Source organism: Erythrobacter sp. JB2-19 (assembly GCF_057365005.1).
This window is the reverse complement of sequence record NZ_CP200290.1, coordinates 1,739,264-1,751,361: the sequence shown is the minus strand read 5'-3', so window position 1 is coordinate 1,751,361 and position 12,098 is coordinate 1,739,264. Positions and strand designations below refer to the sequence as shown.

The 12,098-nt window shown below is 58.4% G+C and carries 12 protein-coding genes and 2 pseudogenes; 12 read left to right on the top strand and 2 right to left on the bottom strand.

Going from position 1 to position 12,098, the window contains the following annotated elements; translation table 11 throughout:
* The first annotated feature begins 95 nt into the window (after nucleotides 1-95).
* From sdhC to AC0V6O_RS08315, 5 genes and pseudogenes are all read left to right on the top strand, one after another.
* A complete protein-coding gene (gene sdhC / locus AC0V6O_RS08335; RefSeq protein WP_486143145.1) occupies nucleotides 96-434 on the top strand; it encodes a succinate dehydrogenase, cytochrome b556 subunit in 339 nt (112 codons plus the stop codon).
* On the top strand, nucleotides 434-820 hold the full coding sequence (gene sdhD / locus AC0V6O_RS08330; protein WP_486143143.1) for a succinate dehydrogenase, hydrophobic membrane anchor protein: 387 nt from the start codon (nucleotides 434-436) through the stop codon (nucleotides 818-820). The genes sdhC and sdhD overlap by 1 nt, the downstream gene beginning before the upstream one ends.
* Nucleotides 820-2,656: pseudogene (gene sdhA / locus AC0V6O_RS08325) on the top strand (succinate dehydrogenase flavoprotein subunit). The gene sdhD and the pseudogene sdhA overlap by 1 nt, the downstream one beginning before the upstream one ends.
* Nucleotides 2,653-2,919 carry a hypothetical protein gene (locus AC0V6O_RS08320; protein ID WP_486143141.1) on the top strand — a complete coding sequence of 89 codons (267 nt, stop codon included), beginning with the start codon at nucleotides 2,653-2,655 and terminating at the stop codon, nucleotides 2,917-2,919. The pseudogene sdhA and the gene AC0V6O_RS08320 overlap by 4 nt, the downstream one beginning before the upstream one ends.
* 317 nt (nucleotides 2,920-3,236) lie before the next feature.
* The gene (locus AC0V6O_RS08315; protein WP_486143139.1) at nucleotides 3,237-4,232 is read left to right on the top strand and encodes a C13 family peptidase; all 996 of its coding nucleotides are present in this window, start codon (nucleotides 3,237-3,239) and stop codon (nucleotides 4,230-4,232) included.
* Here the strand turns inward: AC0V6O_RS08315 and AC0V6O_RS08310 are convergent.
* Nucleotides 4,204-4,878, bottom strand: coding sequence for a peptidylprolyl isomerase (locus tag AC0V6O_RS08310; protein ID WP_486143137.1), 675 nt, complete (start codon nucleotides 4,876-4,878; stop codon nucleotides 4,204-4,206). The two genes, AC0V6O_RS08315 and AC0V6O_RS08310, sit on opposite strands and share 29 nt — an antisense overlap.
* Before the next feature lie 122 nt (nucleotides 4,879-5,000).
* Here AC0V6O_RS08310 and AC0V6O_RS08305 point away from each other — a divergent pair, with 122 nt between their 5' ends.
* The 5 genes and pseudogenes from AC0V6O_RS08305 (at nucleotide 5,001) to AC0V6O_RS08285 (ending at nucleotide 8,686) form a co-directional block, all read left to right on the top strand.
* Nucleotides 5,001-5,408, top strand: a complete 408-nt coding sequence (locus AC0V6O_RS08305; RefSeq protein ID WP_486143135.1) for a BlaI/MecI/CopY family transcriptional regulator — start codon at nucleotides 5,001-5,003, stop codon at nucleotides 5,406-5,408.
* Entirely contained in the window at nucleotides 5,405-7,114 is a 1,710-nt protein-coding gene (locus tag AC0V6O_RS08300) for a M56 family metallopeptidase (protein WP_486143133.1), read from the top strand. The genes AC0V6O_RS08305 and AC0V6O_RS08300 overlap by 4 nt, the downstream gene beginning before the upstream one ends.
* A gap of 160 nt (nucleotides 7,115-7,274) precedes the next feature.
* Nucleotides 7,275-8,045 carry an inner membrane CreD family protein gene (locus tag AC0V6O_RS08295; protein ID WP_486143131.1) on the top strand — a complete coding sequence of 257 codons (771 nt, stop codon included), beginning with the start codon at nucleotides 7,275-7,277 and terminating at the stop codon, nucleotides 8,043-8,045.
* Nucleotides 7,951-8,418: pseudogene (locus AC0V6O_RS08290) on the top strand (inner membrane CreD family protein); the annotation flags it as partial. The gene AC0V6O_RS08295 and the pseudogene AC0V6O_RS08290, both read left to right, overlap by 95 nt.
* Nucleotides 8,419-8,524: 106 nt before the next feature.
* Nucleotides 8,525-8,686: an inner membrane CreD family protein gene (locus AC0V6O_RS08285; protein ID WP_486143129.1), complete on the top strand. Its 162-nt coding sequence runs from the start codon at nucleotides 8,525-8,527 to the stop codon at nucleotides 8,684-8,686.
* 92 nt (nucleotides 8,687-8,778) lie between these two features.
* On the opposite strand, the gene ypfJ is transcribed toward AC0V6O_RS08285, so the two are convergent.
* Complete coding sequence (gene ypfJ, locus AC0V6O_RS08280) at nucleotides 8,779-9,657, bottom strand: KPN_02809 family neutral zinc metallopeptidase (RefSeq protein WP_486143127.1); 879 nt, start codon at nucleotides 9,655-9,657, stop codon at nucleotides 8,779-8,781.
* A 150-nt stretch (nucleotides 9,658-9,807) separates the two neighbouring features.
* Between ypfJ and AC0V6O_RS08275 the strand changes: the two genes are divergently transcribed.
* Nucleotides 9,808-10,563 carry a 3-hydroxybutyrate dehydrogenase gene (locus AC0V6O_RS08275; RefSeq protein ID WP_486143124.1) on the top strand — a complete coding sequence of 252 codons (756 nt, stop codon included), beginning with the start codon at nucleotides 9,808-9,810 and terminating at the stop codon, nucleotides 10,561-10,563.
* Between the two features lie 53 nt (nucleotides 10,564-10,616).
* The gene (locus tag AC0V6O_RS08270; RefSeq protein WP_486143122.1) at nucleotides 10,617-12,065 is read left to right on the top strand and encodes a M20/M25/M40 family metallo-hydrolase; all 1,449 of its coding nucleotides are present in this window, start codon (nucleotides 10,617-10,619) and stop codon (nucleotides 12,063-12,065) included.
* Nucleotides 12,066-12,098: the final 33 nt, after the last annotated feature.

Genomic DNA, 12,098 nt, shown 5'->3' with positions numbered 1-12,098 from the left:
CACGTTAAGTGGGGGAGACGAAATGTATGGGATCAATAAATAATGGCGAATAGACCGCTTTCCCCCACTTGCAGATCTGGCGCTGGGGGCCGCACATGCTGGTTTCGATTTTGCACCGGGTATCCGGCGACGGCTTGGCAATTGTTGGCCTGGCTGTGCTGGTTTGGTGGCTTGGCGCTTTGGCGAGCGGACCAGAGGCGTATAATGCGTTTCAGACGGTGGCAACTTCGCCCTTTGGCTATGTCGTGCTGGTCGGTCTGACATGGGCATTCTTCACCCATATGATGAGCGGCCTGCGGCACTTTGTCCTCGATATTGGCGCTGGCTATGAATTGAATGCCAATAAGATCTGGTCAATTGCATCACCCATTCTGGCGATCCTCCTCACTGCGGCCTTCTGGGGCTTCATGCTGAGCAAGCAGGGAGTGATCTGATGGGTAGTGGAACTTCACTCGGAAAAGTACGCGGTCTCGGCTCTTCGCATGCTGGCGCGCATCATTGGCTGCTGCAGCGCTTTACGGCGATTGGCAATGTTGTCCTCACGATCTGGCTGGTGGCCAGCATCATGCTGCTGCCGGATCTTGGATATGCCACGGTCAGCGGTTGGATCTCTCAGCCTGTGCCAGCCACGGCGATGATCCTGCTGGTGATCTGCACATTCTGGCACGCGCGCCTGGGGCTTCAGGTGCTGATCGAAGATTATGTCGAAAACAGCGGCACCAAATTTGGCGTGATCGCTGCACTCAACCTTGCTGTCATTGGCGGCGGTGCATTCGCTATCTTTAGCGTCGCCCGGCTCGCACTCGGAGGAGCCGCCTGATGGCTGACCTGAATTCCTACAAGATTATCGATCACACGTACGACGTTGTTGTTGTTGGCGCGGGCGGTTCTGGCCTGCGCGCCACTATGGGCGCGGCCGAGGCTGGCCTGCGCACTGCCAATATTTCTAAGGTTTTCCCAACCCGTTCGCACACTGTCGCGGCGCAAGGTGGGATCGCGGCATCGCTGGGCAATAACACGCCAGATCACTGGTCATGGCATATGTATGACACGGTGAAAGGCGCAGATTGGCTGGGCGATCAAGACGCGATTGAATATCTCGCGCGGGAAGCACCCGCCGCTGTCTATGAGTTGGAGCATGCGGGTGTTCCATTCTCTCGCAACGAAGACGGCACGATTTATCAGCGCCCATTTGGCGGCCACATGCAGAATATGGGCGATGGCCCGCCGGTTCAGCGGACCTGCGCCGCGGCCGACCGTACCGGTCACGCCATGCTGCACGCGCTCTATCAGCAGAGCCTGAAATACGACGCGGATTTCTTCATCGAATATTTCGCGCTCGACCTGATCATGACGGGCGAGGGGGGATCGCAAATGCGTCGGCGTGATTGCTCAGTGCCTGGATGATGGCACCATTCATCGGTTCCGTGCGCAAAACGTAGTGCTGGCAACCGGCGGTTATGGTCGCTGCTATTATACGGCTACCTCCGCGCATACCTGTACCGGCGATGGTGGCGGCATGGTGTTACGCGCTGGCCTGCCTTTGCAGGATATGGAATTTGTTCAATTCCACCCAACCGGCATTTATGGCGCGGGCGTCCTGATCACAGAAGGCGCGCGGGGCGAGGGCGGTTACCTCACCAATAGCGAGGGTGAACGGTTTATGGAGCGCTACGCTCCATCGGCAAAAGACCTTGCTTCGCGCGACGTGGTCAGCCGTTCCATGGCGCTGGAAATGCGCGAAGGGCGCGGCGTGGGCGCAGATGGTGATCACATTCACCTGCACCTCGATCACATTGATCCAAAGGTATTGGCTGAGCGCCTGCCCGGCATAACCGAAAGCGGCAAGATTTTTGCCGGCGTGGACCTGACTAAGCAGGCTCTGCCAGTCACTCCGACCGTGCACTATAATATGGGCGGCATCCCCTGCAATTATCACGGCGAGGTTGTGACCATCGGCCCGGATGGCAATCCGGATCACGTGGTCCCCGGCCTGTTCGCCGTGGGCGAGGCAGCCTGTGTGTCGGTACACGGCGCAAACCGTCTGGGTTCCAACTCGCTAATCGATCTCGTGGTGTTTGGCCGCGCGACCGGCCACCGCCTGCGCGACATTACAAAGGCGGGCGCAAGCCAGCCAGAGCTGCCCGCAGATAGCGCCGAGCTGGCGCTCAGCCGGCTTGATCATTTCCGTTATGCGCAGGGCGGTTCACCAACCGCACAAATCCGCAGCGAAATGCAAAAGGGCATGCAGAAACACGCCGCCGTATTCCGTGACAGCGCTCTGCTCGAAGAAGGCGTCAAAATCCTCGCCGAGCAGAACAAGCGGATGGAAGACATTCACGTGTCCGACCAATCGCTCGTTTGGAACAGCGATTTGATCGAAACGCTGGAGCTCGACAATCTGATGTCACAGGCGAATGTGACCATGGCGAGCGCGGCGAACCGCAAGGAAAGCCGCGGAGCGCACAGCCACGAAGATTTCCCGGATCGCAACGACAAAGAATGGATGAAGCACACCATCACTTGGTTTGATGGTTGGGGCGGCGGCGCCAAGGGCAGCGGCAAAGGCGATATGAAGATCGATTATCGCCCCGTGCACGAGTACACACTGACCGACGATGCGACCTATATCGAGCCGAAAGCGCGGGTTTATTGAGCCTGGCGATTTATCTGGTTGGAGGATTTCTGCTAGGTGGACTCGTCGGTTATGTGGTGGGTGCTAACAAACACGGTTGTCTGATTGCGTGTGTCGTGCCGCTTACATTCTTTGTGGTTGGAAACATCGAATTTGCGATGATCGACCCTGATTTGCTCAACTCCACCGCCTCGCTGGCGATTTATTTCTACACAGCCTATGCCTGTGTAACTGGAGCGGTCGGATATCTTCTTGGTCAGTGGTTTCGTGCAAAACGCCCCTAAGATCCCAAAGTACCGTTTGTCCTGAGCTTGTCGAAGGACGTGCCGCATGCACCACGCTATTCGCAAAGCGTCCTGAGCCTTTTTTTAGTCCAAGATTGATCGGTTTAAGGGCGTTTATTCTCTGTTGCACGTCCTTTGACAGGCTCAGGACGAACGGATTTCTGATTGAACCGTTTGGGTCATTTTGAAAGACACCGGACCTCGGGTCTCAAAGTAGATAGCCTTCAGGCTTGACGCTATGCTCCGGTCCGCACACCATAAGCGTCGTATGAAACGGGGCGCATCTTTTCAGAATCGCAGTCGCGGCGCTCGCCTTGGTGATCGCGGGGCCCGCCTATACTCAGAGCAATTCGGACAGCGCCAACAATCCCAATCAGCCGCCGCCGCACACCAAGCCGTGGCCCAATTTCGTCACGGGTCAAAACCGTGCTGCGATCAATGCCAGTCTGGCTGCATCGCCAGAGTTTGAGCGTGAGAGTTCGCCTGCGGCTTTGCTCCGCCAGCGGCGCAAGCTGGATGCGGTATTCAGCGCGCTACAGCCCAATCGCCCTGGGACCGTCGATGCTTATGTCCTCACCGTGGCGCTGGATAGCGATCCGGTGTTTGCCCGCGAAGCGCGCGAGGCGGCCAAAGTGCTTTCGCGGCGATATGGCGCGGCGGGGCGCACGATCACGCTGGCCGGCCCAGATGGAACGAGCAGCGAGCTGCCCAAAGGCTCGATCAGCGCGTTTCTCTCTACCCTCGCGCACATTTCAGAGGTTATGGACACCAGCGAAGACGTGCTGGTGCTCTACACCACCAGCCACGGTCTGCAGCAGGGCTTGGCCTATCACTATGGCGACACCGGCTATGGCGTGCTGTCGCCTGACCGTTTCAAGGCCGCGCTGGAAGAGCTGGGCATTGAGCGGCGGGTTCTGATTATCAGCGCGTGTTATGCGGGCGTGTTTGTGCCGAAACTCGCCAGTGACAACACGGCTATCCTGACCGCAGCGGCGGACAATCGCACCTCATTCGGGTGTCAGGCGGACAATGATTGGACATTCTTTGGTGACGCGCTGATCAACAATGCGCTGCGCAAACCGCAATCCTTGGCTGATGCTTCAAAGGAGGCAAACCGTTCAATCGCGGATTGGGAAGTAAAAGCGCGGGTTTTTGCCTCTTTGCCGCAGACGCAGATCGGCGCCAAAGTGAGCGAGTGGATGCCAGCGCTCCGTGCGCGAACGCCTCAGGCGGCGGGCACTCCGATTGGGCGCCCAGCGATCAGCACGCTGGGTTCGAACACGTCTAGTCAGCCGGTTCCTCGGTCTCGCTAGGCGCTCGCCGCGCCTCGACGATAGTAACAGGCTCAGCCAAAATTTGGCCCTTCATCCAGCCTTCGCCCTTCGCTGGATCGATTGGGGCGGCATGGATTGCCTTAACGACACTCATCCCATCGGTGACATAGCCAAACACCGCATAGCCATTGCGCCAGACTGGATCATCTGAGTTGGGGTTCGCGTCCAGCCCGGTCTGATCGCCGAGCATAATGGAGAAATCGCCATTGGCTGTGCCGGGTTCGCCCATCGCCATGGATAGCGCGCCGCGCGTGTGGCTGAGCCCGGTGACAGTGGTCGGCTCGTGCTCGATACCGTCCCGGAGACGGTCTGGGTCCCATTGGGTGCCGCCCTGGATCAGGCCATTGGGCTGCTTTCCCCAATCAAGTGGCATCGCACGGTAGAAAACGGTGCCGTCGAAGCGGTCCTCATCAACATAGCGTAGGAAGTTCGCCGCGGTAATCGGCGCGCGCTCCGTTTCCAGCGCAATGGTGATGTTGCCCAACTGGGTTTCCAGAACGACGCTGACAGTTTCAAACTGAGGCTCTGGCGCTGGGGTGGTGAGAATATCACCGAGTTCCTGGGCGTGCGCGCCCGCAGCGATAAACAATGTGGCCGATGCGAATAGTGATTTCTTCCATGTCATTCGTCGGAGGATATCGCAGTCTGATCGAAGGGCAAGGGGTAGAGTGCCGCGTTCATCCAGCCTTCATGTTTACAAACGTAATCGATAAAACTACAGACGTAATCGAGAGCAGGAGGGCTCACGTGACGCAGTCCGAAAATGGCAAATCCCCCGGTAATTCCAAACCTGAACGGATCAGCGATGCTGAACATGCCGTGATGGAGGCATTGTGGGAAGGTGGCACGTTGAGCGCCGCTGATGTGTGCGACGCGGTTTGCGAGCCACGCGGATGGAGCCTTGCTACGGTCAAAACGCTGCTCTCGCGCTTGGTAGGCAAGAATGCCATCGCGGCGCAGCCAGACGGCCGCCGTTTTCTTTACAGCCCGCTGATCGCGCGGGTGGATTATGTCGGCGGCGAATCCCGCCGCTTGGTCGACCGCCTGTTTGGCGGCAGCGCGTCCTCTCTGTTCGCTCACCTGGCAGAACAAGAGGCGCTGAGCGAGGAAGATCTCGCTGATATTGAAGCTCTGCTCAAGGAGTTGAAATCATGATGGACTGGCTACTTGATACCCTATTATGGACCGCCGGATTGATCGCGCTGGTCCTGCTTATTCGACGCCCGGTGGCCCGCTGGTTCGGGCCGCAGATTGCCTATGCCTTGTGGGCTATCCCGGCTTTACGATTGCTGATGCCCCCGGTGGAGCTACCTGCGTGGCTCAACCCTGCGCCACAGGAGGCCGCACCCGCAGCGACCTTTGCGGATGCTAGCCCGACCGAGGCGGCGTCCGGCGATTTTCTATTCACGATTGTCCAACCCCACGCTCCTGCTGCGACTCTGGGGCGGTTGGACGCGGCGCCCAGCTTGCTAATGCCGACAACCCCGATGCCGATCCTGGAGATTTGCATTTCGGTATGGCTGGTTGGCGCCGCCATTTTTCTCTGGCTACGCTTTTCTGCCTACTTCCGCTTGCGGCGCGAGCTGTTAGAGGATGCGTGTGAAGTGGGCCGCTGTGGCCGCGTGCGCCTGCTTGAGTCATCAGGCGCCAGCGCGCCGCTCGCCTTTGGCGTGATCGATCCAGTCGTGGCGCTGCCGCAGGGTTTTATGGCGCAGGCCGATATCACCGCTCGCAACATGGCGCTGGCGCATGAGCTGTCACACCATTCCGCGCGCGATTTGCTCGCCAATATGATTGTTCAACCCTTGTTCGCTCTGCACTGGTTTAACCCGCTTGGCCGTTATGGCTGGCTGGCGATGCGGCGCGATCAAGAGGCAGCCTGCGATGCCCGGGTGATGGCTGAAAAAGCCCCAGAAGAGCGCGCAGTCTATGCCAGTTTAATTACCACTTTCGCAGCAGGGCCCAAGTTTGCATTGGCCGCGCCTATGGCGTGTCCGGTGCTGGGTGAGAAGTCGATTATCCACCGTCTAAGGAGCCTGAAAATGTCCAATATGTCGTCGCGCCGCCGGATTGCTGGCCGCGCCCTGGTGGGGGCTGCCGTGCTCGCGCTGCCGCTGACCGCATCAATATCCTATGCGGAAGGCACAGTGCCCGCCGCACCGCCAGCTCCGGCTGCGCCGCTCGCGCTGGGTGCTCCATTGCCGCCAGCTCCTCCTGCACCGCCTGCTATGCTCCAAGCGGGGGCTATCGAAGCGATTGATCCAGGTGCGAGCCAGGAACAGCTTGATGCGATCGAAGAAGAGATCGAGCTGGAAGAAGAGCGTATTGAGGCAGAGGTTGAACGCGCTGAGGAACTGGCTGAACGGGCGGAAGAGCGCACCGAACGAGCCCGAGAGCGCGCCCACGAACGTGCTGAACGTAGCAGGGAACGTGCACAGCGCAGTCAAAGCCGCAGCATCCAGATCCGCCGCAGTGTGGAATCGAATGGTCATCTCAGCGATGAAGAGGTCGAAGAGATCATGGTCGATGTCCGCCTCGGACTGGCTGAAGCCGACGCCGCTATTGCCGAAGCGCGCCGGGAGATCAAACTGGCCCGGATCGATATCGAAAATGCGAAGACCAAGGTGAAAATGAAGTGCCGCTCTGGCCAGAAAGAGCCAGCAGCGGTGGTTGAGCACGGCAATGGTCATCAAACGGTGTACCTGTGCCAGGCCAAAGTTATGGCAAAGGCACTTGAGGGCCTGCGGGAAGCGCGCAAGGCTCTGGCAGATAACAGCGAGATCCAAGGCAATCTGCGCAGCCAATTGCTCGACACCTTGGATGAGCAAATTCGCGATTGGGAACGCACCAACGCGAGCTGATCGACTCTGCCAACACTGGGTTAGAGGCTCAGATCAAATTTGAAACAATCGGACGGCGGGCGTTTAATTTGGACGTCCGCCGTTTCCTGTCAATCGGTTCATATCAAATTCAGTTCATCGCGCTCATTGCACGTTTCATCGCTTGATAGGAGGGCGAGATATGGCGAAAGAACGATCCCCAGGACTGAAGTTACTCTTCGCAGCCATTATCGGCATGGCGCTGACCATACCATTATTGGCTGTCTACGCGCTGGTGTATGACCGGCAAGATCAAGCGCGCATTGCGCAAGGCTCTATCACCGAGGGTTGGGCAGGTGCGCAAGTACTCGCAGGGCCAGTGTTGGTCGTGCCGTACAATCAGGAGCGCGTGACCAATGAAGAGGTTAACAACCGGACGGTTACACGCACCATCACCGTTCGAGAGCTGCTGTATATCTCTCCGGAGAAGCAGGACATCACAACCGCGATTAATCCTGAGGTGAAATCTCGCGGATCGATCCACAAATCGGTGATCTATGATGTCGTGCTGTCGGGGACGGCCGCCTTCGCTATGCCAAGTGACCTAGACCGGTTCGGGGTGGAACCGGAGCAATTGCTGTTGGATGAGGCGGAAATTCGTTTCCCGATCTCTGACCCGCGCGGCATTCAAACCGACGCTGAATTGAACGTTGGCGGTGAGGCTATTCCCCTGCGACCAGGCCTTGGCACGAACAGCGATGGCAGCGGCATGCACGCTTTCCTTGACTGGACCGGTAGCGAACCACTGAACGTCGAGTTCAATTACAAGCTGCGTGGCAGCAGCGCGATCAGCATGGTGCCGCAAGGCAAGGAAACCAATTGGATGGTCGAGATCCGAATGGCCGCACCCAAGCTTCGCTGGCAGCTTCCTTCCTCCAAAGGAGACAGTAGAGATCAGCGATGCTGGCTTTAAGGCCAGTTGGTCGATCTCGAACCTGGCGCTTGGACAGACTTTGGTGCGCAACAGTGAAGCACAGCTACCGCAAATCAATGCGGGTGATCGCTTCTCTGCGTACTCAAACGATGGCAGTGACGTGAGCATTGCCACGATCCGCTTGGTTGAGCCGGTTGATCTTTACAGCCGCGTCAATCGCTCAGTGAAATATGGTTTCCTGTTCATCGGCTTTACGTTTCTGGCCTTTCTGATGTTTGACATCGTCGGCGGTGCACGTGTGGCAGCGGCGGAATATCTGCTCAGCGGGGCAGGGCTTGTCCTGTTCTTCGTGATGCTGCTGGCCTTTTCCGAGATGCTCGGCTTCATGATCGCTTATCTGATCGCGAGCGCCGCAACCATCGGGCTGTTGTCAGCTTACAGCGCAGCAATTCTAGGCAGCTGGAAACGGGCGGAGAGTCATCGCGGCTCTGCTGGTTGCGCTTTACGCAGGCCTCTATGTGCTGCTGAACCTCGAAGAATGGTCTCTGGTGATTGGATCGGTGCTGCTGTTCTTCGCTCTGGCAGGCATGATGTATGCGACCCGTCGGATCGATTGGTCGTCAGCGGCCAAGTCTGATGAGCCAACGCCTGCCATCCCGGCGGAGGGCGCAGCGACTTAATCGCTCGCGCTTCTACCGGCAGATATTTCGGGGCTGGAACGGGTCAAACCGCTCCGGCCCCGAATTCTGTTGGAAACTATGCGATAAGGACGTCAGCCAAAGTCGAAATAGACATTGCAGACGTCGCTATCGGCGCTGTCGAGCCCGCGGCGCAGGGCCTCCATGCGTTGCTGACTGGTGCCGTGAGTGAAACCTTCAGGATTGATCCGTTGACCTGCATTGCGTTGTAAGGTGTCGTCCCCAATCGACGCGGCAGCGCGCATGCCTTCTTCCAGGTCGCCGCGTTCAATCAATTGGCGATTCTTGCCCGCCCAGACCCCGGCATAGCAATCGGCCTGCAATTCCATGCGGACCTGCAACTGGTTGCGATTGCGCGGGTTCTGCTGCTGGGCGCTGCGTACCTGCCCAGCGATACCGGTGAGGTTTTGGATATGATGTCCATATTCATGCGCGATCACATAAAGCCGTGCAAAGTCGCCGCCCGTGCCAGCCATACGGGCGAGCTGATCATAGAAGCTGGTGTCGATATAAATGCCCATGTCCGCCGGACAGTAAAACGGGCCAGAGGCGGAACTGGCGCTGCCGCAGCCGCTCGTGTCGACGCGTCTTGTTTGAAACAGGTCGAGAAACGGCTGTTCAAAGGGGATGCCCGCGCGGGCAAACTCTGGCTCCCATGTCTCATTCAAGGATGTGAGCGCTGCGCATGCTTCGGTTGCATATTGGCTGCTGGAGCAGATTTCCTGCTCACTTCTTTGTCCCTGTTGCACCTGCGGCTGTGGGCCTTGCTGCTGCACGCCTTCGACCACGCCTAGCATTTGACCGGGATCGATACCAAACACCAGTGCACCAATCGCGACGATCACAATCGTGCCGCAACCCATTCCGCCAGCCCGGCCGCCCGGCATTCTGCGCCCACCGCCATCGCTGGAGCGGACCTTGATCTTGGATGTGTCGAACGGGTTGAGTCGCATTGTGTTTTCCCTCCCTGGTCCGGGCTGTGCGATCCCGCATGGCCTAGACTGCGTTTCGCACATTGCTGCGCTGCCCGCCTGCATAAATGCTGGACAGGGCCGCCTGCAATGGCAAAAGCCTGATGGGAAACGAAACTGCAGGAGTTACCGATGTTCCTCAAGGGCAAACGCGCGCTTATCACGGGATCAACCTCCGGGATTGGTTTGGCCGTGGCCCGCGCGCTTCATGCAGAGGGTGCAGACGTGATCCTCAATGGCTTTGGCGACGAGGCAGAGATTGCGGCGCTGCGTGAGGAAATGGACGCGGATTACAGAGGCACAAACCTGCTCGATAGCGGCGCGATCGAAGCTATGATGGCTGAGGTCGGTTCGGTTGATATTCTGGTCAACAATGCCGGGATGCAGCACGTTGCGCCGGTCGATGAATTTCCGCCGGAGAAATGGGATCAGGTGATCGGGCTAAACCTCACTGCACCGTTTCACACAACGCGGCTTGCCGTGCTGGGCATGAAGGAGCGGGGTTGGGGCCGGATTATCAACACCGCGAGTGCGCATTCACTCACCGCGTCTCCGTTCAAAAGCGCTTATAATGCCAGCAAGCATGGGATTGCTGGATTCACGAAGACAATCGCGCTGGAGCTGGCGCAAACCGGGGTGACCGCCAACTGCATCAGCCCAGGCTATGTTTGGACGCCTCTGATCGAGGGGCAGATCCCGGATACGATGAAGGCGCGCGGTCTCACTCGAGACGAGGTGATAAACGACGTCCTACTGGCGAAACAACCAACGAAGAAATTCGTGCAGCCAGCAGAGATTGGCGCGCTTGCGGTCTTCCTTTGCCGCGAAGAAGCGGGCAATGTGACCGGAGCCAATTGGAGCATAGACGGAGGCTGGACTGCCGAGTGAGTAACGCAGGGGCGCAAACAGGGGCGAGGTTAGCAGGCCTTGCAAGAGCATGTGTGATTGCCGCCCTCGGGCTGGTGGTCAGCGCCTGTGTCGGCTCGCCCGTTGCGAGCGTTTCCAAGGCAGAGCGGGCGCAAATCGCCGCCAGCATGTCGCGCGATATCAATATCCTTGCCAGCGACACATATGGCGGGCGCAAGCCGGGCACTGATGGACAGGATCTAACGGTCAATTACATCATTGATCGGTTTCAGAGTGTGGGTTTGGAATCCGGCACCAATGATCCGGGCAATCCATGGCGTGCGCCGGTTCGCTTGATCAGTACTCAGCCGAGCGAAAGCTCAGTCACTTTGAGCTTTGGTGCCCGGGACGTTGAGCTGCCTGCGGAGGTCGCCGCCGCCTACACAACCCGCCAATTGGCCTTGGTGGAGGGTGCGGATGTGGTCTTCGTTGGCCGCGAGGCGACGCGCGTTTCACCAGAACGAGTGGCCGGTAAAGTGGTGTTGATGCTGGACGAGGACGGCGTCAGCGATCCGCGCCGCGAGATCCTGTTCGGCAAGGGGCCGGTCGCAATCATCACGGTGATGCAAGATACCAAATCGATCGCGGATCAGCGTTTTATAAGCGAGCGTGAGCGGTTCATCCTGGCGAGCCGTGAAGGCCAGGAATTGCGCGCCTTCATCACCAATTCTGTGATGCTTAGCATGCTGGGTGAGGATCGCTGGGACGAGCTGCTGCAGGCTTCTGATGAAGATGAATTCGAAGCGATTGACCTGACCATGGCGGCCACAATCGAGGCCAAGTCAAGGCGGCGCGAGTTCAATTCGTTCAATGTCATCGGCCGATTGCCCGGCGTGCAACCCGCCGAGGGTGCTGTGCTGCTGCTGGCGCATTGGGACCACCTGGGGACCTGCGGGACGGAGAGCGATCAAGACAAAATCTGCAATGGTGCGATTGATAATGCCAGCGGAATTGCTCTGATCATTGAGCTTGCTCGGCGGCTTAAAGAGGCCGGCCCGCATGACCGCGATATCTATGTGATGGCCACCACCGCCGAAGAGGCGGGCTTGCTCGGCATCCGCGCATTCACCGAAAAGCCTTCCATTCCGCTCGACAGCATTGTTGCGGCCTTCAATTTCGACACCGTCGCGCTAGCACCACAGGGCAGCCCAGTTGGCTTTATCGGAGAAGGACGCACCGTACTCGATGAGGTTGTGATGGATGTGCTGAATGACGCGCGCCGAAAGCTAGGCAACCGTGAAACTGCCGAGAGCTTTATCCAGCGCCAGGACGCTTGGGTCCTGCTGCAAGAGAACGTGCCTGCGCTCGTGCTGTCCACGACCTTTGGCTCGGAAATCACGCTTGGGCCATACCTAGAGGCCGATTACCACCGCGTTTCGGACGATATCGATAAAATTGAACTCGGCGGGGCGATTGACGACCTGCTGTTGCATGAAGAATTGGTCAAAAGACTGGCCGATACCGAGGTTTATCCCACACCTTAACCAACAAGCTGAGGATTAAGAGCGCTTTTCGCA